General features: G+C 39.3%; 23 protein-coding genes. 8 read left to right on the forward strand and 15 right to left on the reverse strand.

The window, feature by feature from the left end:
- Window positions 1–46 precede the first annotated feature (46 nt).
- Together infC and thrS are read right to left on the reverse strand one after the other, a co-directional pair.
- The gene (gene infC, locus ACYU0V_RS15370; protein ID WP_075383312.1) at window positions 47–598 is read right to left on the reverse strand and encodes a translation initiation factor IF-3; all 552 of its coding nucleotides are present in this window, start codon (window positions 596–598) and stop codon (window positions 47–49) included.
- A gap of 5 nt (window positions 599–603) precedes the next feature.
- Window positions 604–2,526 (reverse strand): threonine--tRNA ligase, encoded by a 1,923-nt coding sequence (gene thrS / locus ACYU0V_RS15375; protein WP_461848128.1) that lies wholly within the window; start codon window positions 2,524–2,526, stop codon window positions 604–606.
- 393 nt (window positions 2,527–2,919) lie between these two features.
- Between thrS and ACYU0V_RS15380 the strand changes: the two genes are divergently transcribed.
- Complete coding sequence (locus ACYU0V_RS15380; protein WP_342063328.1) at window positions 2,920–4,557, forward strand: acyl-CoA synthetase; 1,638 nt, start codon at window positions 2,920–2,922, stop codon at window positions 4,555–4,557.
- A gap of 45 nt (window positions 4,558–4,602) precedes the next feature.
- On the opposite strand, the gene yjgA is transcribed toward ACYU0V_RS15380, so the two are convergent.
- From yjgA to mazG, 9 genes are all read right to left on the reverse strand, one after another.
- Window positions 4,603–5,139 carry a ribosome biogenesis factor YjgA gene (gene yjgA / locus ACYU0V_RS15385; RefSeq protein WP_002117241.1) on the reverse strand — a complete coding sequence of 179 codons (537 nt, stop codon included), beginning with the start codon at window positions 5,137–5,139 and terminating at the stop codon, window positions 4,603–4,605.
- Window positions 5,140–5,141: 2 nt separating this feature from the next.
- Entirely contained in the window at window positions 5,142–5,411 is a 270-nt protein-coding gene (locus ACYU0V_RS15390; RefSeq protein ID WP_000567533.1) for an HPr family phosphocarrier protein, read from the reverse strand.
- On the reverse strand, window positions 5,408–6,259 hold the full coding sequence (rapZ, locus tag ACYU0V_RS15395) for an RNase adapter RapZ (protein WP_342063329.1): 852 nt from the start codon (window positions 6,257–6,259) through the stop codon (window positions 5,408–5,410). The genes ACYU0V_RS15390 and rapZ overlap by 4 nt, the downstream gene beginning before the upstream one ends.
- Window positions 6,260–6,282: 23 nt before the next feature.
- Window positions 6,283–7,131, reverse strand: coding sequence for a pantoate--beta-alanine ligase (gene panC, locus ACYU0V_RS15400; RefSeq protein WP_063098126.1), 849 nt, complete (start codon window positions 7,129–7,131; stop codon window positions 6,283–6,285).
- A gap of 3 nt (window positions 7,132–7,134) precedes the next feature.
- On the reverse strand, window positions 7,135–7,944 hold the full coding sequence (gene panB, locus ACYU0V_RS15405) for a 3-methyl-2-oxobutanoate hydroxymethyltransferase (RefSeq protein ID WP_213688855.1): 810 nt from the start codon (window positions 7,942–7,944) through the stop codon (window positions 7,135–7,137).
- A gap of 45 nt (window positions 7,945–7,989) precedes the next feature.
- A complete protein-coding gene (folK, locus tag ACYU0V_RS15410) occupies window positions 7,990–8,472 on the reverse strand; it encodes a 2-amino-4-hydroxy-6-hydroxymethyldihydropteridine diphosphokinase (RefSeq protein WP_014208398.1) in 483 nt (160 codons plus the stop codon).
- Window positions 8,469–9,932, reverse strand: a complete 1,464-nt coding sequence (gene pcnB, locus ACYU0V_RS15415; RefSeq protein WP_461848133.1) for a polynucleotide adenylyltransferase PcnB — start codon at window positions 9,930–9,932, stop codon at window positions 8,469–8,471. The genes folK and pcnB overlap by 4 nt, the downstream gene beginning before the upstream one ends.
- Before the next feature lie 125 nt (window positions 9,933–10,057).
- Complete coding sequence (locus ACYU0V_RS15420) at window positions 10,058–10,462, reverse strand: ComEA family DNA-binding protein (RefSeq protein ID WP_213688857.1); 405 nt, start codon at window positions 10,460–10,462, stop codon at window positions 10,058–10,060.
- Window positions 10,431–11,237, reverse strand: coding sequence for a nucleoside triphosphate pyrophosphohydrolase (mazG, locus tag ACYU0V_RS15425; protein WP_461848135.1), 807 nt, complete (start codon window positions 11,235–11,237; stop codon window positions 10,431–10,433). Before mazG ends, ACYU0V_RS15420 begins: the two co-directional genes overlap by 32 nt.
- A gap of 112 nt (window positions 11,238–11,349) precedes the next feature.
- Between mazG and ACYU0V_RS15430 the strand changes: the two genes are divergently transcribed.
- From ACYU0V_RS15430 to ACYU0V_RS15450, 5 genes are all read left to right on the forward strand, one after another.
- Complete coding sequence (locus ACYU0V_RS15430) at window positions 11,350–12,123, forward strand: SDR family oxidoreductase (protein ID WP_044099459.1); 774 nt, start codon at window positions 11,350–11,352, stop codon at window positions 12,121–12,123.
- A gap of 522 nt (window positions 12,124–12,645) precedes the next feature.
- The gene (locus ACYU0V_RS15435) at window positions 12,646–13,959 is read left to right on the forward strand and encodes a COG3014 family protein (RefSeq protein WP_228308313.1); all 1,314 of its coding nucleotides are present in this window, start codon (window positions 12,646–12,648) and stop codon (window positions 13,957–13,959) included.
- A 19-nt stretch (window positions 13,960–13,978) separates the two neighbouring features.
- Window positions 13,979–14,389: a YcfL family protein gene (locus ACYU0V_RS15440; RefSeq protein ID WP_063098121.1), complete on the forward strand. Its 411-nt coding sequence runs from the start codon at window positions 13,979–13,981 to the stop codon at window positions 14,387–14,389.
- A 53-nt stretch (window positions 14,390–14,442) separates the two neighbouring features.
- Complete coding sequence (gene lpoB, locus ACYU0V_RS15445) at window positions 14,443–15,045, forward strand: penicillin-binding protein activator LpoB (RefSeq protein ID WP_063098120.1); 603 nt, start codon at window positions 14,443–14,445, stop codon at window positions 15,043–15,045.
- A gap of 70 nt (window positions 15,046–15,115) precedes the next feature.
- Window positions 15,116–16,120: a CsgG/HfaB family protein gene (locus ACYU0V_RS15450; protein WP_170247673.1), complete on the forward strand. Its 1,005-nt coding sequence runs from the start codon at window positions 15,116–15,118 to the stop codon at window positions 16,118–16,120.
- Between the two features lie 40 nt (window positions 16,121–16,160).
- On the opposite strand, the gene ACYU0V_RS15455 is transcribed toward ACYU0V_RS15450, so the two are convergent.
- The 4 genes from ACYU0V_RS15455 to cysM are packed head-to-tail and all read right to left on the reverse strand — an operon-like array spanning window position 16,161 to window position 21,662.
- Entirely contained in the window at window positions 16,161–18,467 is a 2,307-nt protein-coding gene (locus ACYU0V_RS15455; RefSeq protein ID WP_017482389.1) for a RelA/SpoT family protein, read from the reverse strand.
- 30 nt (window positions 18,468–18,497) lie between these two features.
- Window positions 18,498–19,889 (reverse strand): 23S rRNA (uracil(1939)-C(5))-methyltransferase RlmD, encoded by a 1,392-nt coding sequence (gene rlmD / locus ACYU0V_RS15460; RefSeq protein ID WP_033849292.1) that lies wholly within the window; start codon window positions 19,887–19,889, stop codon window positions 18,498–18,500.
- A 9-nt stretch (window positions 19,890–19,898) separates the two neighbouring features.
- Window positions 19,899–20,717 (reverse strand): 3'-5' exonuclease, encoded by an 819-nt coding sequence (locus tag ACYU0V_RS15465; protein ID WP_005066255.1) that lies wholly within the window; start codon window positions 20,715–20,717, stop codon window positions 19,899–19,901.
- 12 nt (window positions 20,718–20,729) lie between these two features.
- Window positions 20,730–21,662, reverse strand: coding sequence for a cysteine synthase CysM (gene cysM / locus ACYU0V_RS15470; protein WP_461848139.1), 933 nt, complete (start codon window positions 21,660–21,662; stop codon window positions 20,730–20,732).
- A 172-nt stretch (window positions 21,663–21,834) separates the two neighbouring features.
- Between cysM and ACYU0V_RS15475 the strand changes: the two genes are divergently transcribed.
- Both ACYU0V_RS15475 and ACYU0V_RS15480 read left to right on the forward strand, forming a co-directional pair.
- A complete protein-coding gene (locus ACYU0V_RS15475; protein ID WP_019767977.1) occupies window positions 21,835–24,642 on the forward strand; it encodes a GacS-like sensor histidine kinase in 2,808 nt (935 codons plus the stop codon).
- 93 nt (window positions 24,643–24,735) lie between these two features.
- Entirely contained in the window at window positions 24,736–25,524 is a 789-nt protein-coding gene (locus tag ACYU0V_RS15480; RefSeq protein ID WP_461848141.1) for a crotonase/enoyl-CoA hydratase family protein, read from the forward strand.
- Window positions 25,525–25,535 lie beyond the last annotated feature (11 nt).

Raw genomic sequence — 25,535 nt, forward strand, 5'->3', positions numbered from 1 at the left:
ATGAAGATATAAAAAAGCACTGCTTTTGCAGTGCTTTTTTTGAGTATTACTTTTTCTTTTTCGGTCCAAGTAACATACCCATTTGACGGCCTTCCATTTTAGGTGCTTGTTCCACAACCCCAAACTCAGCGACATCTGCTTCAATTTTTTGTAATTGAGCTAAGCCAAGTTGTTGGTGAGCCATTTCACGACCACGGAAACGTAAAGTGATTTTCACTTTGTTTCCTTCTTCAAGGAATTTCAAAATAGCACGAAGCTTAACTTGATAATCACCAACATCAGTTGCAGGGCGCAGTTTGATTTCCTTCACTTGCACTTGATGCTGTTTTTTCTTCGCATCTTTTTGCTTCTGCTTAAGGTCAAACAAGTGCTTGTTGTAATCCATAATTTTACAAACAGGCGGCTCGGCGTTTGCAACGATCTCAACTAGGTCAAGATCTGCCTCTTCAGCAGCGCGCAGTGCTTCATTTAATGAAACAATTCCTTTTTGCTCACCATCAGCACCAACGAGGCGTACTTCTTTTGCACGGATCTCGTCGTTAATTGCTGGACGGTTGCTTTTTGCACCTTGTTGTTGGTTACGGTCAGGCTGTTTAATCTTTCTTACTCCACAATATACCGGCCACGTTCGGCGACGGCAGACTTCACTAAGTCAATGAATGCATCTACTGACATAGTACCTAAATTTTTTCCTGAGCGGGTACGCACATTCACTGTACCTTCTTCAACTTCTCGATCACCAAGAACTAATAGGTAAGGAATACGCTCTAGAGTACGCTCACGAATCTTAAATCCGATTTTTTCATTTCTCAAGTCAGAAATAGCACGAAGGCCATTTTCTTTGAGTTTTGCTACGACTTTCCCACAAGCTTCAGCTTGAGAGTCGGTAATATTCATGACACATGCTTGTAACGGCGACAACCAAGGTGGCATGAAACCAGCGTAATGTTCAATTAGTATACCAATAAAACGCTCAAAACTGCCAAGAATTGCACGATGCAACATCACAGGCTGATCACGATCATTGTCTTCAGTCACATAAGATGCATCTAAGCGTTCTGGCAAGTTGAAGTCACACTGAATAGTACCACACTGCCATACACGTCCGAGACAGTCTTTCAATGAGAATTCAATTTTAGGACCGTAGAACGCACCTTCACCAGGTTGTAATTCCCATTCCAGACCCGCTGCATCTAAAGCATCTGCTAAAGATTTTTCAGCCATATCCCAAAGTGCATCATCACCGACACGTTTTTCTGGACGTGTAGAAAGTTTCATTTGCACTTCTTCAAAGCCAAAATCTTTATAAACTTCTAAAGTCAGCTTAATAAAGTCAGCAACTTCTTGACCGATCTGTTCTTTAGTACAGAAAATATGTGCGTCATCTTGTGTAAAGCCACGTACACGCATAATGCCGTGTAAAGAACCTGATGGTTCGTTACGATGACAAGAACCAAACTCTGCTAAACGAATCGGTAGATCACGGTAAGACTTCAAACCTTGGTTGAACACTTGCACGTGGCATGGGCAGTTCATTGGCTTAACTGCATAGTTACGATTCTCAGAATGAGTTGTAAACATGTTGTCAGCATAGTTCGCCGCATGACCTGATTTTTCCCACAGTGTAAAATCTACAATTTGTGGTGTTTTAATCTCAAGGTAACCGTTGTCTTGCTGAACTTTACGCATGTATTGTTCAAGTACTTGGTAAATAGTCCAGCCATTTGGATGCCAGAACACCATACCCGGTGCTTCTTCTTGCATATGGAACAAGTCTAAAGCTTTACCAATTTTACGATGGTCACGCTTTTCAGCTTCTTCGATACGTTTGATGTATGCAGCGAGCTGTTTTTTGTCTGCCCAAGCTGTACCATAAATACGTTGAAGCTGTTCGTTCTTCGCATCACCACGCCAGTATGCACCAGAGATTTTAGTGAGCTTGAACGATTTTAAGAATTTGGTATTCGGTACGTGCGGACCACGACACATATCCAAATAATCTTGATGGTAGTACAAGCCCATTTGTGTTTCTTCAGGCATGTCTGCAATCAAGCGTAATTTGTATTCTTCGCCACGCGCAGTAAATTCAGCAATAACTTCATCACGTGGTGTCATTTTTTTAACGACATCGTAATCTTGATCGATGAGCTTTTTCATACGCTCTTCGATAGCTGCCATATCATCCAAGGTAAAAGGACGTGGCATCCAGATGTCGTAGTAAAAACCTTCTTCAATGACTGGACCAATCACCATCTTGGCTTCCGGGAAAAGCTGTTTAACAGCATGCCCTACAAGGTGTGCACAAGAGTGGCGAATAATTTCAAGACCTTCCTCATCTTTTGGAGTGATAATTTGTAAGGTCGAATCTTCGGTAATTAAGTCACATGCATCAACTAAGCGATCATTTACACGGCCAGCAACAGTATTTTTTGCTAGACCAGGCCCAATACTTTGGGCAACTTCCATAACAGATACAGCGTGATCAAAACTCTTTTGATCGCCATTTGGCAATGTGATAATTGGCATAAAAAAATCCTTAAGGAGTGATGCCCTATACGAAGGAGCATTTCACCGCGAGATTATGATCGAGGCGAACCTCAAAATATAAAAACGGTGTAAATCAAAGTTAAAAAACCTGAAAGATTTTACACTTGTTCAAGCAATGTGAAAACCTTTGAGTCCATAAAATCATAAATACATTTTGCTTATCGCGTAAACAGCAATAAATGACTTAAAAAATATATTGAGATGATTTTTAAACATGTTTAACACAAGTGGTTTAAGATGAAGAAAATAGCATTTCTGCTCATTTTTTGACTGGAGGGTATCGCTCTTTAAGACTAAAGCATAGATGCTTTGATTAATATTAAATCATATGTTCAAAGAATGAATTAAAAATAGAACACGGAGTTGTTTCACATGGTTAGTGCTTATGATGAGTTACCACGCACACCCGCAAACTTTGTTGCATTGTCACCTCTACGCTACCTAGAGCGTGCGGCTTATATTTACCCAGATCAAGCTTCGATTATTCATGGTAAGCGTCAAATTTCATGGAAAGAAACTTATCAGCGCTGCTGTCAATTTGCATCTCAGCTCAAGCAACTGGGAATTGAGAAAAATGATACGGTATCTGTCTTATTGCCAAATATTCCAGCCATGATTGAAGCGCATTTCGCAGTTCCTATGGCTGGTGCGGTACTTAATACTCTCAATACACGTTTAGATGCAAAAACAATCGCTTTCATGTTGGAACATGCTGAAAGTAAAGTACTGTTGGTTGACCCTGAATTTGTGAATTTAGCAAGAGAGGCCCTCTCACTTATTCCGAATCAACACATTGTTGTGATTGATGTAGCTGATACGGAATACGAAGGTGAAAATCAGTTTTTGGGTTCCTTTGAATATGAAGAATGGATCGCTCAAGGCGACATTAACTTCTCTTGGCATTTACCAGAAGATGAATGGGATGCGATTAGCTTAAATTACACATCTGGAACTACAGGTAATCCTAAAGGTGTGGTCTATCATCATCGCGGGGCTTATCTTAATGCTGCAAGCAATATCTTGGCTTGTGGAATGAAACCACGTGCTGTGTATTTATGGACACTACCCCTCTTTCATTGTAATGGCTGGTGTTTTGCATGGAGCATAGCAGCAAGTGGTGGAACCAATATTTGTTTACGCAAAGTCGATCCTGAATTAGTCATGCAATTGATTGCAGAACACAAAGTTGATTATTTCTGTGGTGCGCCTATTGTTCTTTCAATGATTCTTAACTTACCTAAAGAAAAACAAACCAGCTTTGATCACCATGTTGAAGTCATGGTTGCTGGGGCAGCTCCCCCTGTTGCCATTATTGAAGGGATGCGAAACATGGGGATTAACGTAAACCATGTATATGGCTTAACAGAAACTTATGGACCTTCTGCTCTATGCGCTTCTCAATCCGGATGGAATGAGCTATCAATTGCTGAACAAGCCCAACTTCATTCCCGTCAAGGTGTACCCTACCCGTTGCAAGACAGCATGCGTGTGTTAGACCCCGAGACTATGGAACCTGTGCCTAATGATGGTCAAACCATGGGAGAAATCATGTTCCGTGGCAATATTGTCATGAAAGGCTATTTAAAGAACCCTAAAGCAACTCAAGAAGCCTTTGCTGGCGGATGGTTTCACACAGGTGACCTAGCCGTTTGCCACCCAGATGGTTATGCAAAAATTACTGATCGTTCGAAAGACATCATTATTTCAGGTGGAGAAAACATTTCATCTTTAGAAGTAGAAGATGTGTTGTATAAACACCCTGCTGTATTAACCGCTGCGGTAGTCGCTAAACCCGATGCACGTTGGCAAGAAGTACCATGCGCATTTATTGAATTAAAGATGGGTACTACAGCAACACCTGAAGAAATTATTGCACATTGCCAAAAAGAATTAGCGCGCTTTAAAGTGCCTAAAGATGTGGTTATTACAGAAATTCCAAAAACATCGACAGGTAAATTACAGAAATTTATCTTACGTGAATGGGCAAAAGAACGGGCTGAAAATGTATAAATAAAAAAAGCGACGCCTTGAGCGTCGCTTTTTATGGAAGAGTATTTAGCCTTGATCAGACAATAAAGCAATTTGCTGTACATAGTTCACAAATTTACCTTTTGATGCCTCAAGCTCTGCTTCACTCACTTGTTGACTCTTATCACGGTTGATTCTCAACACATGCTGACGCAATGTGTGACGTTCCGAAGCATTATAAATTTTACTAAATTCATTAATTGCAGGGTCGCCTTGTTCGATCATACGATCAACCCAACGCATCAATTGCGCCTGCTTTTTTGCGCCTTGCTGCGGAGTTAAATAAGACAAAATAACGGTCTCATCTTCATTACGCAATAATTTACCAATACGTTGAAACTGACGACGACGAGCTTCAAAAGAACTAATGTTCTGTACTTCCATTAACGCATCAATTAAACGTTCATCAACTGGGAGTTTTTGAATCTGTTTAACAGAAAGTTGTGCTAATTGCTCACCTAAAGCAGCCATACGTTGAACTGCTTTTTTCTGTTCTGTTTTACTAGCACGTCCTTCTAAAGAGCCAAAATCTTCTTCAGTATAACGTTGGGGACGACGTGCCACGATTAATCTGCCTCATAAAATTTTGCGGCGAATAACGCCTGTACTTCATTTAATGCCTGCTCTTCGTCGGTACCATCAATGACCAATCGCAAAGTGGTCCCTTTACCTGCACCTAACATCAGCAAAGACATAATATTTTTTGCATCTACTAAATGATCGCCTTTTCCAATTTGGATCGACGAACGAAATTTTGTAGTGACCTCTATCAGTTTTCCTGATGCACGAGCATGTAAACCGAGTTTATTAATTACATCAACAGTTGTGTCTATCATGACCAGTGCTTCATTTCTCTGTGTAAGACCTGAACAGACCATTCTGCCTCAAGTGCTTGTTTTAGTCTATCTACGATATAAACGGAACGATGTTGACCACCAGTACAACCGATAGAAATCGTCATATAGTGACGATGTCCTTCAGCAAATGCTGGAAGCCATTTTTTTAAGAAGTGAAGAATATCATCAAACATTTCGTTTGCTTGCGGACTTTCTTCTAAAAATTGTCTTACTGGCTCATCCAAACCAGAAAAACGTCTCAATTCTAAATCCCAATGCGGATTTGGTAAATGCCGTACATCAAAAACATAATCAGCATCTAAAGGAATGCCATGTTTATATCCAAATGACTGCAATATCACGATGAGCTTATCTGACTGCCCCAATTTAGACAGTAAAATATGCTTTAGATCATGAACACTTTTATCCGTTGTATCAATATGAACCGTAGCGCGGAACTGAATTGGCAGCAGTAACTGCTTTTCTTCATGAATACATTGCAACAGACTTTTAAAACGATTGGCCAATGGATGCGGGCGACGCGATGCACTAAAACGTGCGATCAAATCCTGATCTTGCGTAGTCAAATAAATCACATCAACTGTGCCATGTTTTTGTAGTTGCTCAAAAACATGATCGAACTCTTGCATATCTGCACGAGTGCTTCGAACATCCACACCTAATGCCAACTGCTCTAGATTATTTTCATGATCTAGCTTTGCTACAATTTCGGGCAGCAATGCCAAAGGCAAATTATCAATACAGTAATAGCCCAAATCTTCTAAAACTTGGAGCGCCGAAGATTTTCCTGAACCAGACTGTCCTGTCACGATAAGTATACGCTTCATGGCATGGCTGTCCTTTGATCTGTTTATTGAGGTGTAAAGGCAACTTCTAAATTATCAATCAAACGAGTTGCACCCAATTTTGCCGCGATGAATAACACAATATCACGATCAAACTGAGTAGCAGGTAACAGATTTGACTGACGAGCTTCGACATAATCCACAACAAACCCATTATCTGTCAACTGAGTTTTGATATCTTCTAAAACTTGTTGTAGATCTTTGCCTTGATGTAAATGCTGCTCAGCTTGCTTTAAACTCTGATAAATAACCGGAGCGACCTGACGTTGCTCTGGACTTAAATAACCATTTCTTGAACTAAGAGCCAAGCCATCTGCTGCACGAACAATTGGCACACCAATTACTTCGAGGGGGATATTTAAGTCTTGTACAAACTGACGAATCACTGCTAACTGTTGGTAATCTTTTTGACCAAAGAAAGCATAGTTAGGTTGCACAATATTAAAGAGTTTGGTGACCACCAAAGCTACGCCATCAAAATGCCCAGGACGTGAACTACCACATAAAGCATCAGTAATTTGGCTAACACTTATATTGGTTAAACGTGGCTGAGTACCGTACATTTGCTCAACTGATGGTGCAAAAACAATGTCACAACCAACATCGGCTAATAGACGACTATCTTGTTCTAAAGTACGAGGATAGTTGTCAAAATCTTCACCCGGTCCAAATTGAGTTGGATTTACGAAGATACTAACAACCACAACATCACATAACTTTTTCGCTTCACGAACAAGTGTGAGATGTCCTTCATGTAGATTTCCCATTGTTGGGACAAAACCAATAATTTTACGCGCAGCTCTAGCAGGATTTAAAGAAGCTGCAAGACCTTGTATGGTGGTTTCTGTTTTCATGAATTACAGCTCAACGTGGAAAGTATGTTCTTTGGCTGGAAATGACTGATCCTGCACAGCAGTATGAAAAGCTTTAAAAGCGTCTAGGATTGCTGTTTCGCCAGATTGTTCTTTCATAAAGTTACGGACAAAACGCGCAACTCGACCAAAAGTTAAACCCAACATGTCCTGTACTACAAGTACCTGACCATCAGTCGCATTACCCGCACCAATACCAATCACAGGTGTATTTGGAAATAGTTCAGCAATTTCTTGTCCCAACTGAGCAGGAACACATTCAAGCAATAGAACTGCTGCGCCAGCTTCAACCACTGCCGTACAGTCAGCAATAAGTTGATCAGCTGCTTCACGTGTTTTAGCTTGTAATTTGTAACCGCCAAATACGTGTACAGATTGAGGAGTTAAACCTAAATGTACGCACACAGGTACACCATTACGAGTTAACACTTGTACAGTTTCACTTAGCCAAGCGCCGCCTTCGATTTTGATCATCTGGGCACCAGCTTGCATAACTGTTCTTGCGTTTTGCAAAGCATCATTTAAGGTGGCATAACTCATAAATGGTAAGTCAGTCATAATCAAAGCATGCTGGTTACCGCGACGCACCGCCGCCGTATGATAAGCCATGTCCTCAACAGTTACAGGTAAAGTTGAGTCACGACCTTGAATTGCCATTCCAAGAGAATCACCAATTAAGATTGTATCAATTTCAGCAAGTTCCATTGCTTTTGCCATACTCGCATCGTAACAAGTTAGACAAGAGAACTTACGTCCTTCGGCTTTAAATTTTCTTAAGTCATTTAGACTAATCATGATGGTATCCTCTACAGGAGTTTGCAGAACGTAATAAGTCAGGTTTTAAGCCCAAGACTCATCAGCAAGTACAGTCAGCGTGGGCTGCTGTATGAGTTCTAAATTTTTAAGTGGCTGATCGTTAATATGTAAATCAGCGTCTAAATCTAATAAAGGAATTACAACGAAATCTCGCTCTAGAATTCCAATGTGTGGCACAGTTAAGCGCTCATTTTGAATTTTTTCATCACCATATATAAGCAAATCCAGATCTAAGGTACGCTCTCCCCAACGACGAAGACGTACACGACCAGCTTCTTGCTCAAATCGCTGTAACTGGTCTAACAAATCTAAAGGCATGAGATCCGTATTTAGCTCTGCAACTGCATTTAAATAATTTGGTTGATCTTGAGGACCCATAGGTGGACTTTGATAAAGTTTAGAAACTTTCACTCCACCTAAAGTTTTAAGCTTAGCAATGGCTTCAGATAAGATTTGGCGCGAATCACCCAAATTACTTCCTAAACCAATATAGGTCTTCGTTGTCATTGCGTTGGCCCAAAAATAACTTGGCTTAAATCGCGTTGTACTCGCTTACGCTTCAAAATCGGATGGTCGCCCATCAACCCAGCTTCTGAAGCAGAGGCTTTTTCAACGAAACGACCCATCGATTGTTCTTGTCGAGCACGTTCTTTTTTCCCACGACGGCTGCGTGGTTCAGGAATATCAACCAAAGGTTCGATTTCTGTCTCAACTTTATTGTTTTCAACAGGTTCAGCAACGGCTTTACGACGGTTTCTAGCTTTCTGACGATTGTACTGGCTAATTGCAGCTTCTTTTTCGTCATTCGACATTTCTTGGTATGCTTCCCACCAGCTTCCCATTCCCTGGGTTGTGTCATCACCTGACTTTTCACGAAGTAACAAGAAGTCAAAACCAGCACGGAAACGCGCATGTCCAGCCAATGCTTCAATTTGCTGTGGTTTCGGATTAAGCAAACGGGTCTGCATTTCCCAAACTTCACGAATAAAAGTTTCTGCAAAACGAGGAATCACAGTGCGTGTTGCCTGACGTTTTAAGACATCTAAACCAGCTTGTGCACGCGCTTCAGCTGGTACCACACCTTTAGATAAATAAAATTCACAACGCTCTAAAAATGGTTGCCACAATAAGACTGCATAGAAAAATGCAGGGTTGATTGTTTTACCCACTTGAATACGCTGATCTGTATTCTTTGCTGCTCTTAAAATAAATGGAGTGAGGTTAGGCTGAATATCGGCAAAGAGTTGTTTCCAAACACCAAACTCAATCAACATTGGCAAAACACGCGCCAAATGTCCCATTGTAAAGAGCTTCTGAGATTCATCATATAAACGATGTGGAGAGACGTCACGCAATAGTTGCGTCATCTCTGCATCAAATATATTGAGAATATCTGAGTCAATTTTGAAATTTAACTTGGCTGCAAAACGTAGAGTTCGCAGCATACGCACTGGGTCTTCTTCGAAGCGCTGTGCCGGATCGCCCAATAAACGTAGAGTTTTATTTTTTACATCATCAATTGCTTTGCAGAAATCAAGCACAATACTCTTACGCGGTTGGTAATATAGCGTATTGATTGAAAAGTCACGGCGAGCAAAGTCTTGTTCGATGGTTCCCCAGTTATTGTCACGTAAAATCATGCCTGAAGCACTGGTGACTGCTTTTTTTGGAGGAGCACGGAAAGTTGCAACTTCAATAAGCTCACGCCCTGAATAGACATGTGCTAATTCAAATCGACGGCCAATGATTCGACAACGTCGACCAAAAACTTCTTTAATCTGGGAAGGTGTTGCATTAGTGACTGCATCGAAATCTTTAGGATTAAGCCCTAGCATTAAATCACGGACACCACCCCCAACAATATAAGCTTCATAGCCAGCTTTAGTCAGGCTATCGATCACATCTAAAATCGAAGAAGGAAGTTGGGCTGTGGACAAACCACATTTTGACGCTCGCAAGGTTTGCAAAAGACGCTGTCTCCTACGTCAGGACGTAAATAACAAGTTGTCGCTAATCATAGCTCTAACGCACACAAAGGGCAATTTGATTCTCTGTAGTTTGCGCATGAAATGATAATTGACAGACAGATGATTTATAAAGTCAAACGCGTTTTATTCTTTTCAAAAATGGCTGGACCAATACCCTTTACGTTTTTAAATTCATCAATATTTTTAAAGCCACCATTCTTTTGTCGGTATTCTATAATCGCTTGTGCCTTTTTCTCACCAATCCCTTTTAGCTTTTGAAGCTCATCAATATTGGCTTGATTCAAGTGTATTTGCCCTGACGAATCAGTCATAACTGAGCTTTTTGGACTATTAGAATGAGAGGCTTGTTGCATGCTCAACTTCTGATCATACATCTGCTGTTTAGCCTTCCACTCCTTAAAATTTTGATCAAAAGATTGAGCCTGAACAAAGATTGAAGAAATCAGGCTCCAAAATAAAACAATGAAAATGTTATGCTTATTCTTCCAAAGATTCATGCTGAGCTGCATGTGTTTTTTCCCCTAACTTTAACTGCCGCTTTCCCTGATTCCACAATTCATCCATTTCAGACAAGGTCATGTCCTCTAATGTTCTTTGCTGTTTTTGCGCTTGATCTTCAATAAAAGTAAAACGGCTTCTAAATTTATGTATTGTCGATAAAAGTGATGTTTCACTTGAAATCGCAAGTTTACGTCCAACATTGACTAATGAAAACAGGCAATCTCCAAATTCGTCTTGAATTTCATCAATATTTTGATTTTTTAGGGCCTGCTTAAACTCATCCAACTCTTCTTCTAGTTTTTCATAAGCATCTTCTACCGTTTCGAAATCAAACCCAACCTTAGCGACATTTGCTTGAATTTCTTGTGCTTGTAACAAGGCTGGCCCATGTTTAATTTCATCTAATCTTGATTGCGGCTTGCCTTGTTTTTCTTGTTGCTTAATTTGTTTCCAAAGCTCACTTACTTGTTCTGGGCTTAAATTATTAAATTGATCTGCCTGAAAAACATGGGGATGACGGCGTATTAACTTTTCACTTATTGCCTCAACAACATCTTGAAAGTTAAAAGCGCCTTGCTCACTAAACATTTGTGATTGAAACACAACTTGCAATAACAAATCGCCTAGTTCATTTCTAATTTCATTAATATCACCTTGACGGATGGCCGCCTCGACTTCATACGCCTCTTCAATCGCATATTTAGTCAGTGACATTGGGGTTTGTTGTTGATCCCACGGACATTTTTCACGTAACTCTTGCATGATTTTAAGCAATTTATCCATGGTAACCCTCAAGTTTAAAAAGTCGGTCAGTCAAACTAAGATTTTAATTTGTTATGATCAAAATCAAAGCGATTAAATCAGTCGCACTATTGTACTGACAAAGAGAAAAAAGATGAGATACAGTATTCTGATTAGTGGTGCCGCTCAAGGTATTGGGGCTGAAATTGCACGCGTATTCTACAAACAAGGATATAAAGTAGGCATTTATGATATTAATGAATCGCTTGCTCAGGAACTAGCAAATGACTTAGGGCCAAATGCCCGTGCCGGCTATCTAGATGTAAGTGATTACAGCCAGTGGCAACACATATTAAAAGAATTTACCGAATGGGCTGGTGAACTTAATATTTTGGTAAATAATGCAGGTATTTTATATTCTGGCGCGTTTGAAACGACTGATATTAAAGCTCACCAAAGAACAATAAATATTAATGTAAACGGCGTAATCAATGGTTGTCACGCTGCTCTACCCTACTTAAAGCAAGCGTCTTTTGCACGCGTTATCAACCTCTCTTCAGCCTCTGCAATTTATGGGCAAGCTGATTTGATTTCTTATTCAGCTAGTAAATTTGCAGTTCGCGGAATTACTGAAGGTTTAGATGTGGAATGGAAAAAATATGGTATTCGCGTTTTAGATGTGATGCCGCTATTTGTCCAAACTGCAATGGTTAACAATATGGATGCAGGCACCATTCAGAATATGGGGATAGATTTAACCCCAAATGATATTGCTGAGCAGGTGCTTACGCTTGTAGAGAAAAAAGCTCATTTTTGGACGCCCACCCACACTCCAGTGGGTATAAAAACCAAACTGCTTTATCAACTCTCAACGTTGAGCCCACAATTTCTAAATCGACTCACCAATATTTATTTATCTAGAAAGTAATTTGCAGTAAAAAGGCTGTCATTTGACAGCTTTTTACCAAAACAATTTAATATATACTTATAATACAACAATCGAAAAACACTGTTTTTTTTAAGTTATTCTAAACTTTAAACCCCGATAAAATAAATACCATCATATATTAATTAAAAAACCTTCAAATAAAAAAGATGAATATTAAAAAAAATAAACATATCAATTATTTAAATTTAAGAATCCAATTAATTATGATTAAAGCGATAAATAAAACTTAAAAGCTAAGATTAAAATTATTATAAAAACTTAATTAGATTATTTATCAAACAAACAAACACTTAAAATATAAAGCTTCAAAACCCTTTAACGCTATATTAGATAAGGCTTTGCGTTTACTCTTCAATAGAACAAATAAAACTAATAGTTAATAAAATTATTGAAATACTCACTTTACAAAATTATAGTTCGTTTATTTTTGTAAACTTGTGAGTATTTTTTGTGACAGATTTTTCAATAATTAAGCAATCACAACGACACAAAAAAACTTTTCTGGCTATTCTATTTAGCAGTGTTTTACCTACTGCTCAAGCTGGCTTTTTTGATGACTACAATCAAACCGCTCAGAGCTTCCGTGCAAACCTCACGCAACCCATTCCAGAAGAAACTCATAAATTTTTAGATAAAAAAGCTAAAGGGAGCGATGCTGCACTCTACCTACTTGAAAAAGGTCGTTTACAACAAGCTAATCATCAATATGAAGAAAGTAAGAAATCCTTTGAAGCTGCATTTGTACTATTAGAACAAAGAAATAATAAAGCAAAAATTAGTGCCTCAGAGCTCGGATTTAAAGCTCTCTCACTTGTGAGTAATGACAGTGTTATTCCTTACAAAATCCCAGAATATGAGCAAGTTTTAGCGCATGTTTATCAAGCCATAAACTTTATGGCTCTCAATAATCCAGAAAGCGCTGGTGTAGAAATGCGTATCGCCCAACGTATTCAGCGTGAAATTGAACTCGCCCACACGAAGGAAGCTGAAAAAGCTAAAGAAAAAGCTGGTTCCGATCATAATCAGAACTTTGACGAAGCTTTTGCTGGCCTAGATACAATTGCTGGGAAAGTTAAAAATACATATCAAAATGCTTATGCATTTTACATGGCAGCCACTCTTTGGGAAGCATTAGGAGAAGAAAACGATGCCCTCGTTGACTTCAAAAAAGCTTATGAATTGCAGCCTAATGACTTCATTAAAAATGATGTTAAACGCTTAGACATCTCTTCAGGTAAAAAATCTCAACAATATCCAGTTGTAATTTTCTTAGAGCAAGGCCTAGTACCTCAAAAAATACCCAATACATTTGCATTGCCTACTCCAAACGGCTTGATCAATATTTCATTTGCTAGCTACAACCCCTCTACTTATAAAAGCCCTACTAGTCTTCAGGTACTTGTAAATGGTAGACCTATGACTAACACCTCTACCTTAACTGATATAGGTGCATTAGCTGTAAAAACCCTAAAAGAAAATGTAGCTGCCAATATGACATCGCAAATTGCGCGCACAACAGCAAAATATATGGTCCAAAAAGAACTTGGGAATCACCTAGGGGCTATTGGTCAAATTGCTGGGAACATCTACAACACAGCTTCTGAAAAAGCCGATGTTCGTGCGTGGAATACTCTACCAAGTAATGCTCAAGTTGCTCGTCTCACTTTGCCAACAGGCACTCATACTATCCAACTAAAAAATGGCTATATGACTCAAGAACTCAATATTGATGTGAAGCCAAATCAAACTGTGTTTATTCATGGCATAGAAGCAAATCAAGAAATTTTAACCGATAGTTTTGCTATTACTCATTAATGATTAAAGGATATTCAAAATGAAAAAGGCCGTAATTTATTTGAGCCTACTCTCAATTGCATCTGCGTTTTTTACAGGTTGTACAGCTCCAAATGCTATGCAAACGAAAACAGATAGCGTAACAGGCAAAAGTACTGTTCGTACACAGACCAGCAACCCTGTTTTAGCTACCCGTATTGGTGTTAGTCGAATCAACATGACGACTTTAGGTGACATCAAACGCGCTTCACTTGCATTGAAAAATGGTTGGTTCTATGCCCAAGACTTCCAATACAAAGTTGTATGGTTTGATGCGGAAGGAACTGAAATTAATCCAGAAGGCGCAATTTGGAAACCTATTAGCTTACAAGGTCGTGAAGTTAAAACTGTTCAGTCAGTTGCACCTAACCCTAGTGCAGTCGATGTATTGATTTACATGAAAAAAGATTAAGTTTTTAAACCTAAATTCACAATATTATTTAAAGATAGATACAGGACATTTTAATGAAAATTAAATCACTATTCATAATTACAGCAATGAGTAGCGCTGCACTTTTTTCTGGTTGTGCTTCACAAACCGTTAGCTATGGTGATGCGCAATCTGTTGAAACTTTAACAAAAGATTTTGGTTCTACGGACTTACAGCAAATTGCGACAAAAATGGTGGATGACATGCTTGCCTTCCCACCAATTATTGATATGACCAAAAATCGTCGTCCTGTTTTATTTGTTGACAAAATTAAAAACAAATCTCAAGAACATATCGATACAGAGTCTATTACCGATACAATTCAAAACCGTCTAATCAATTCAGGAAAATTCCGCTTTGTAGACATGACTTCTGTGGGTGCAGTAGCCGACCAGATGGCGTATCAACAACGTAGCGGAATGGTAGATAAACGTACTGCAGTAAAATCTGGTTCACAGATTGGTGCTGAGTATATGCTGAATGGTAATTTATCTAGCATCGTTAAAAACTCGGGCGGCAAGAGTGATGTTTACTATAAATTCACTTTAAAACTACTGAATTTAAAAACTGGAATCGTTGAATGGACCAGTGAAAAAGAAATTCGCAAATCTGCAAAAAAATCTACATTCGGCTTATAAGCTTTTCTAAATAATCCTTTATAGCATGGCAATTATTAATTGCTATGCTCTATGAATAAAAAGAGCCTTTATGAGAAAAATATTTTGCGCAGTACTATTAAGTCTTACTGCCACCTCAAGTTTTGCCGCGTTACAAGAAGTGATGAAAGAAGCTTCAGGTAGTGGACCAACCCAGCAACAAGCTATTGCAGAAGCTTTATTGACAGCAGCTCAATCTGTGAATGGAACAAAAGTAAGTTCACAAATGGGGATGGCTGAAGAAGTTAATATGGTTATGACAGATCACCACTGGTCATATCAAGGCAAAAGCTCACCTGTGTTCAGTGTACAAACAGAGTCTTCAGGTGCAATTAACCGTTTTCAAGTGCTTAGTGTTTCTGGTTCAGGTAAAAATTATAAAGCCCGCGTTCGAGCTTATATTAGTAAATATCAATCAAATGTAGCTGATCAACATTTACGAAGAATCGCAGTTTTTCCTTTTCAAGTAGTTGAGTCAAAATTTAACTTAGCATCGGGTGAAGACCCATATGAGTTTGTGCAGGAAGTAGCGGATCTAATTGGTACGCAAATGGCAAATTCACGACAACTAAGTTTAGTAAGTCGAGATTATATTGAAGAGATGGCAAGCGAAAATGCATTCCTCGCTTGGGATGGTGCGCCATCCGAAATGGCAAGAATTGCCCAAAAAGTGGGTGCAGACTATATTCTTGTTGGTAGAATTAATGAAGCCCGCACGGTTCAAGGTCAATCTTTTTACGGCGCAGTTCCAGCCGAACGTGATGCGATTAAATTAAACTGGCGTGTAATTGAAGTAAATACAGGCAAAATTGCAGCAGCTGGTTCTATTAAGCAACCACCACAAGCAAATGTTGGCAATTTAGTCACACAAGATACCCCACCTTCTAGTACCGAAATTTTCGCAGATCAAGTCGTTAATGATGTATTGCGTGGTTTATCTTTGAAATCAAATCATTACTCTCAAAACGAAGATAGTTTTGATAATGAGGTAAATTCTTCACCATTATCAGATGCAGATCTTCCTTCAGGTTCTAGCGAAAAACCAATTCGCTGGTAAATAAAAAGGCTGTCATTTGACAGCCTTTTTATTTAATTTATTAAACACCTTGAATCATGCGTCGTGCACTAATGATTCCAGGTTGCTGCTCTAGGCGAGCCAATAAACGTGAAAGCTGCGCTAAACCTTTAACCTCAATGAGCAACTTCATATTAGCAATACCATCTGCCTCAGAAATTGTATTGACCTGACGAATATTGATTTGGTCAGAGAAAATCACTTGAGTTAAGTCTTTAAGCAGACCACGACGATCATAAGCTTCCACCACAATCTGAACGCTTTGACCGCGTGTTGGCTGCATTTCCCAATCAGCTTCAACAGCACGCTCTGGCTCTTGCTTAATCATACGCTGATAGTCAGAGCAAATGACTTTATGGATGCTGACACCACGGTTCAAAGTAATATATCCAGCGATTGATTCACCATGCACTGGCTGACAGCACTGAGCGATGTGCAGCTCTACATTATCTAAACCATCAATTAAAATGCCATGTGCTGATAGCGTATGGCTGGCACGTGGATTTAATGTTGGTTTAAGTACTAGTTCAGGCTCATCCTGATCTAGATGCATTTGGCGGTTCACCTGATTAATCAGGGCATGTAAGCTAATATCGCCACTGACCAGATTCACCAAAATGTCGTCGCCAGTCTTCACATTAAAATGTGATGAATAATCATTTAGGTCGATACTTTTTGGGTGAATCGCAAGACGAGCCAACTCTTTATTAAGCAGTTCTCGGCCTACTTCAAGATTCTTACTACGGTCTTGCTGTCTAAACCAATGACGCAACTTGTCACGTGCACGAGAGGTTTTGATATAACCCAGAGAGTTCACCAACCAGTCACGGTTTGGTTCACGATCTTTTTTAGTTAAAATTTCAACCTGCTCACCCGTTTTTAAAGTATAGGTAAGTGGCACATAACGCTGGTTGACCCGCGCTGCATAACACTTATTCCCTACTTCTGTATGCACATGATAGGCAAAATCTAAAACTGTGGAACCACGCGGCAACTCTTTAATATCACCATCACGACTGAAAACATAAATCTTCTCAAAGCCTTCAAAGTCTTGTAACTGGTCAAAGCCTTCTGTTTCATCTTCGTTTTGATGTACCGTCGTTTCATTACGTTCTTGATAGTGTTCTAAAACAGCACGTAACGAATGCAAACGATGGTTAAAAGAATGGTCGGTATTCTTTGAACCTTCTTTATAGTTAAAGTGTGAACATACGCCTAACTCTGCTTCATCATGCATCTCATGAGTACGAATTTGCACTTCAAGAGATTTATTTTCAGCAATTACAGCCGTATGCAAAGAACGATAACCATTGGCTTTCGGGTTGGTAATATAGTCATCAAACTGGTGCGGAATATGACGCCAGATTTGATGTACGATACCTAAAGAGTGGTAGCACTCTGGCACACTATTGACCAACACACGTAAGGCACGAATGTCATAAAGTTGGTCGAAGCTCAGGTTTTTGCTCTTCATTTTTCGATAAATCGAATAAATGTGTTTTGCACGCCCTGTAATTTCAGCTTCAATGCCGTAAGACGCTAACTCATTTTTCAAACGGTCAATGACGAACTGAATATAATGCTCACGCTCTAAACGCTTTTCATTGAGTAATGAAGCAATCTCTTTATAACGATCTGGAGCCAAATAGCGAAACGCTAGATCTTCAAGTTCCCATTTAAGCTGAGCAATACCGAGTCGATGTGCCAACGGCGAATAAATAGTAAGGATTTCACGCGCTACACGTTCTTGGCGTTCACGAGAGGAATTTGCAAGCTCTCGCAAAGAATAAGTACGTTCAGCAAGTTTAATTAAAACAACACGAACATCTTCGGTCACCGAAATCAGCATTTTATAAATGCCGCTTAGATGTTCTCGTTGATTATTATTAAAGTGATCTTCTAACCGTTTATTTTTTTCAATAAGTTCTGAGAGTTTACCCATTGCCAAAGTACCTTTGACAAGGTTGTAAACTTGCTCTCCGAATTTCTGTTTTACTTCTTCTATATCGGTAATGCCTTCACGCACACTACGATAAAGCATTGCTGCTGATAAAGTATCTTCATCTACGTGAAGATGTGCCAGAATATCGGCCATTCCAACGCCTGTAGCAAAAGTATTGGAACGATGATTAACCGTTGAATCTAACTCTTTTTGCAGGGTTAAATGAGCGACTTTTTCAAGTTGTTCAAGCTCCGCCCCATCTAATATTTCACGCACCCGATCCAACCATGAGGCTAAACCGATTTGCGTTTCGGCGGCATGCTCTACAGTCGTTTCCTCTGACAACTCGGTTAGTTGTTCAGGTAACTGTTCACGTACTGTGACCATACCATTCTCCTCAATATGTAACTCATGTTTTTAATCGTTTATCTCTTGAATTTTTTCAAATAGTGCAATGGATTCAACATGTTCGGTATGCGTAAACATGTCCATCACTGCTGCTTTTTTTAACTGGTAACCATATTGGACCAAAACACCCGCATCCCTTGCCAGTGTAGCTGGATTACATGATACATAAACGATTCTTTTTGCTCCAAAATTTGATACATACTGCATAATTTCATATGCACCAGCACGAGGAGGATCAATCAATAATGCATCAAATCCTTGATTTGCCCAAGAATGATGCGAAAAATCTTTTGTTAAATCTTGTGAAAAGAAGGTTGCTTGCACCAAACTATTGCATTTCGCATTAGCTGTTGCTCGCTGCACCATTTCTTCACTCCCTTCAACACCGACAACCTGACCACTCTCACCAACACATCGTGCTAACGGGAGTGAGAAATTGCCCAAACCGCAAAATAGATCAAGTACCTTTTCACCTGGTTGCAACTGAAGCAATTCACATGCCAATTGAACCATCTGTTGATTTACTGTGGCATTGACCTGAGTAAAATCCAATGGCGAAAAAGCAAAATTTACATTAAACCTCTCCAAGGCATAATGTAAACGTAAAGCACCTTGTTCATCATCAATACGATGAATACTTTCCGGACCTTTAGGTTGCAAATACAATTGCCACCCTTTGTGTAACGCAAATTGCTTTAATTGGTTGACATCAAAATTGTTTAATTTTTCTACATGACGAACCAATAAAGAAACTTCATGATCACCTTTTGCTAATTCTACATGACCAATATGTGCTTTGCCTTTTAGACTTTGGAGTAAAGTGCGTAACTCAGGCAGACTATTTGATAAGTTTTTATCCAAAACACTACAGCTATGAATCGAAGTTAGACGATTACTATGATGTTCGCGAAAACCCATAATTAAGCGATCTGGTTTTGGCAAATAGCGCACACCGATTCGAGCACGACGACGATAATCGCTTTGTAAAGATCGAATCGGTTCTAACCACTGTTCAGGCTGAATACCTGCAAAATGTTGTAAATGTGACTGAAGTACACTTTGTTTTAAACGGATTTGTTCATCAGGGTGAATATGCTGCATGCTACATCCACCACAGATCCCATAATGAGGACAAATTGCTTCGATACGATATGATGAAGGTTCTCCTAACAACTGCAACATTTCAGCTTCTTCAAGACGCTTCGCTTGATGGGTAATCCGAGCTTTTACAGTTTCTCCTGGCAATGCATAACGAATAAAAACTTTTTTGCCATGCTTATCTGCCGGATGATCTGGATGAGAACCATAATGCGCAATTCCCCGCCCCTCATGAGAAAGTGTTTCAACCTGAAAAATATATTCTGGTTGTTGAAGGTTGCGAGATTTGGCTTGTTGTTTCAAAGAATGAACCTAAAAATCTGAAGAATTAAAATAGTGAGAAGTAAATTCAGTATGTTTTGAAGTGCGTTCCCATACTTCAAGGAAATCAGCCTGCTGTGGCATGGTCTGTAAATATTCAATACTCGAACTAATCCAATGGTTATGTTCATCTGCATTTAATTGGCCTTTTAGTACTAACCAACGCAAATAAATAAACCACGTATTGAGCACATCCCCTTCACAATAGCTCGTTAATTTTAACCACTGTTGATTACGAACATATTCAGGCACATGATAACCCGACTCACCACGCTTACCCGGCAAACCTAAAATACAGGCAATATCGTCAAGCTTTTGAAAATTACGGCCATTAAACATTGCCATAACGTCCATTAAGTCTATATGGCGATGGTGATAACGGTTTTGGTAATTATTAAAACGCTTCTGGCTATCAATCTCGCCTTGATCAAACAGACCGGGGGCAGATAGCCCATGATACATAGCGCGAAATAGGATAACTGGTAAATCAAATTGTGAACCATTCCAGCTTACTAGAGTCGGATGGCGCTTATCAAAAATAGATAAAAATTTCTGTAAAATTTCTGCTTCAGAATATTGTTCTCGACTAAAAGAAAATAATCGAAAACCAGACTCATCGATCCATAAGCCAGAAATACAAACAATTTCATGTAAAGGCAAACGCTGAAAGTCCATACCAGATTCTTGGCGACGGATTTTCGTCAATGCTTGCTCTACATCGGCCTCAGGTAAATCAAGATGATATAAATGCGCACCCGCTTTTAAATCAGTTAAAGTTTCAATATCAAAAACTAAGGTAGGGAAACGCATTATTTCTCTCAATTATGAGTTATCGTCCTGTACTGAAAACAGACCTGTAGACAAGTAGCGATCGCCACGGTCACAGATAATGCAAACAATAACAGCATCCGGATTTTCTTCTGCAATTTTGATTGATGCCCAAACTGCACCGCCTGAAGATGTACCAGCACTAACACCTTCCATACGAGCTAATTTACGCATAGTTTTTTCAGCTTCAATTTGTGGAATATCAATAATACGATCCACACGGCTACTATCAAAAATAGTAGGCAAGTATTCTTTTGGCCAACGGCGAATACCGGCAATACTTGATCCGTCTGCAGGCTGTAAACCAACAATTTGAATATCTGGGTTTTGTTCTTTTAAATATTTAGAAACACCCATAATGGTACCGGTTGTGCCCATTGAACTCACAAAATGGGTAATTTTTCCACCTGTTTGTTTCCAAATTTCAGGACCAGTCGTTAGATAATGAGCTTCAACATTATCAGGATTACCAAACTGATTTAAAACGTGCCCCTTACCCTCTTTTTCCATTTGTAAGGCTAAATCACGTGCACCTTCCATTCCTTGCTGTGGTGTCACTTCAATCAGCTCTGCGCCATAAGCCAACATTGCGTCTTTACGCTCTTGGCTCATATTGTTCGGCATAATAAGTTTCATTTTATAGCCGCGCATTGCCGCAACCATAGCCAAAGCAATACCCGTGTTTCCACTGGTTGCCTCAATTAAGGTATCTTCTGGCTTAATTTGACCACGTTTTTCTGCCTGCATAATCATGTTATATGCTGGACGGTCTTTTACAGAACCTGCCGGATTATTACCTTCCAATTTTGCTAAAACCGTTGCCTGCGTGTGACACGCCAAGCGCTGCAAACGAACTAGAGGTGTCTTACCTACATAGTGATCTAACAAAAATTCGTCAGCTAAAAAATCAGGTTGTGTATTACTCATGATCAACACCTATATCGAGGTGGGCCTATTGTATGAAAAAATGCTCGGTACTGCACCCATTTCAATATGCTTTTTCATGAAAGCGATTAAAGCTCGGTCATTTATAAAATGCCGTCTGTTTTAAAATAAAGCGTGATAAGATGCCGTACAGAGAGATAAATCTGATGTAGCCATGTCTAATTTCAATAAAACCTTATCGAAACGCTTACGTCTGAATCACGCATATGGGCAATTGATTGCTCTTATTTTTGTGCCCATTATGATTTTAACGTGTGTTGGTGCTTTTCTGGTTTTAACTGAAACCTCGCATTCAGTAAAACAACAACAGCTACATCATGCCTCAGCAATTTTAGCCCGCTATAATCAAATCGCACTAGATTTATACCACCTAGTTGAACTACAGCCCGATGAATATGACCATGCTCAGCACATCATGCAAAGCATGTTTAATGAAAAAAATCTAAAACGTGCTGCGTTAATTGATAGCAATGGTCAGACTTATTTAAGTATCGGTTATCGAGACAATCGTTATTGGCCAAACTTTACTGAAAAAAATAATTTTTTTGGTCCAATCTCTTATAACCACAACAATATTTATGGACAGCGGATTAGCGACACACCCGGAAAAGCACCTGTCTGGCTTGTGATTGAAATGGATAATCAGCCACTAGAATTGGCACGTTACCGTATTTTGATTGCCCTCGTCATTACTGGCTTAATGACCTTACTGTTACTTTTACTTTGCTTGAATTTTTATTCGCGTCGGTGGATTGCACCGATGTACGAAATTCGCATGCAGTTGCAACGTTTAAATGCAGACACGTTGGACCAGCATATGGTCATTAACAGTACGGGTGAATTGCGCTTATTACAGCGTGATATTGCAAACGTTGTTAAACGATTGCACTTTAGCTTTTTAGAGTTAAAAGAACACACCGAACAAACCGAAGAAGACTTACGCAGAACGCTAGATACCTTAGAAGTTCAAAACATTACCTATCGTCAAGCACGTGACCAAGCGATTTCTTCAAACCAAGCCAAATCGGTTTTTCTTGCCAATATTAGTCATGAGCTTCGAACGCCTTTAAACAGTATTGATGGCTTTATTCATTTATTACTTCGTCAACAAAACCTAAATAACGAACAAAATCTTTACCTGCAAACTATTCGCAAGTCATCAGCCCATTTATTGGCATTAATTAATGATGTATTAGATTTCTCAAAAATTGATGCTGGTAAATTAGAGCTCGAAACAGCGCCGTTTGATTTAGAAGAAGCCGTCTTTGACGTCATGGATATGCTGTCTCCACTGGCTGCCCAAAAGCATATCGCTATGGCTTTTTACTATGCCGACAATATTCCACAACAAGTGATTGGTGATGCTTTACGCTTCAAACAAATTCTGACTAACTTGATTTCGAATGCGATTAAGTTCACTCCAGATGGCGAAATTATTGTTCGTGTTCGTATGGAGCATGATGATATCGGACAGTGCCTACTTCATTTTAGTGTTCAAGACAGTGGTATTGGTTTAAGCGGTACAGATCGTAAAAAATTATTTGAATCATTCTCGCAAGGTGATGCATCCGTTACACGTCAATTTGGTGGTACAGGTTTAGGTCTTGCGATCTCTAAACAGCTCGTTCATCTCATGCATGGCCAAATTGGCTTTGAGGACAATCAGGAACGTGCTCCAACAGAAAAAGGTTCAACCTTCTGGTTTACCGCACAATTTGTAGTAGATGAAGATTACGAGATTGAACACCCGCACTTTGAACATTTACAAGTGGTGTCTTATCTTGCCCACCCTGCTACAGCAAGTGTTTTACGTTATTACCTTGAGAACTATCATGTTCCTCATATCGAGACACAATCGATTCTGGACTTATTTAGTCGTTTAAAACATCTTGATCAAAAAGATAATACATGGCTCATTGTTGATCACAGCGGCGATACTGAAGCGTTATTAAAAGAAATCCGTAGTCGTTATCAAGGCAATTTGGCAGTCTATGGCTATCAAATGACACTTGAGCCAAATATGCTCAATGAATATCGTGCTCGCCCTTTATATCAACCATTAAGTCGAAGCGGACTCATTCAATTATTAAATGATCAGCCTATTTTTGAAGAGGAGCAACAAGATTTTAATGGTCAAGGTTTACACATTCTGGCAGTCGATGACCATTTACCTAACTTAATTGTTTTAGAAGCCTTGCTAGGCGAACTCAACGTTAGAACAACTAAAGCTCTCAGCGGTCAAGAAGCGCTTAATCTGATTCAAGAGCGAATCGATCAGAAACTCAAACCATTTGATCTAGTATTCATGGATATTCAAATGCCTGTTATGTCAGGTATTGATACAACTCGCGCTATTCGCTCATTAGAGTCGACTTTAGATGGTGAAATGCAGCTTCCAATTATTGCATTAACAGCGCATGCCCTTGCTGATGAAAAGCAAAAACTCCTCAAAGTAGGCATGAATGACTATGTTACCAAGCCAATTCAAATGGAACAAATTATCCAAATTTTAACGCAATGGACCAAAAACAACTTTACATCAAAAGCTCTAGATAAAGACCATCATGTCGTTGCAGAAGCATTAGACCCAGAAATTCTAAACTGGCAACAAAGTTTGCAGCTTGCAGCAAATAAAGAAGATCTTGCTCAAGATTTACTTAAAATGTTAGTTGATAGTTTCCCAACTGAGCTAGACGAAATGCAGCAGCTCATCGAGCTTGAAGACTTCCCTCAACTTGAGCATGTTTTACATCGTCTTTATGGTGCTACCCGCTATGTAGGTACTCCAAAACTGCAACAAGTGACAGGTGATTTTGAGCAATTTATTTCAACACTACGCAAAGAACGCCGTATAGCCGATGAAGGATTTATTGAAGAAGTTATGAGACGCTTTGATGAGTTAGGACTTGTTGTTAAAGAAGTGGAAAGTGCAGCCCACCAAATCTTGGTGATTCCTGACTAGCATATCTACCAAATGGTATGACTGAGCTGTCATGTTTCCAAATTACAGCCATGTTATGCTCCGCTTATCGATAAAAAAATAAGCGGGAATTTCATGGCACTTTTACGTATTGAAAAGAATAATGGCATTGCAACAGTTTATCTAAACCGTCCTGATAAACGTAACGCCATGAGTTTTGCCCTTCTCAAAGAACTCGTTTCAACAGCAAAAGCCATTAAAAAAGATAGAGATATCCGCTGTGTGATTTTGACAGGGGAAGCACAAGTTTTTAGTGCTGGAATTGATTTATCTGATCTGAATAATCCGAAAAACTCCGCTTTTGCCATTTGGGAGCTTGTTAAACCTGGCCAAAGCCTCTTCCAGAAAGCATTCCTGATTTGGCAAAATTTACCTGTACCTGTGATTGCAGCTCTTGAAGGATATTGTTTTGGTGCCGGAATGCAACTTGCCTTAGCAGCTGATATTCGCATTTCTCATCCAGACACTAAAATGTCGATTATGGAAAGCCGTTGGGGCTTAGTTCCAGATATGGGACTTACTCGCTCATTGAAAGGCTTAATTGGTGTTGACCTTGCAAAAGAACTCACCTTAACAGCCCGTGTTTTTGATGGGAATTATGCAAAAGAAATTGGTCTTGTGACTCATTTAAGCAACTCTCCACTAGAAAAAGCAAATGAAATTGCCACTGAAATGTTACAACGCTCACCTGATGCTCTCACTGCTGCAAAACGTGTACTTGATGCAATGGAACACCAACCTGAAAAGTCATTGCGTCTAGAAAAAATCTGGCAACTTAAATTATTACTTGGTAAAAATAGCAAACTTGCTCGTAAAAAAGACAAACATCCAGAAGTTAATTTTTTACCACGCCAATATAAATAAAGAGCTTAGAT

The sequence above is a fragment of the Acinetobacter sp. X9 genome, assembly GCF_054889255.1.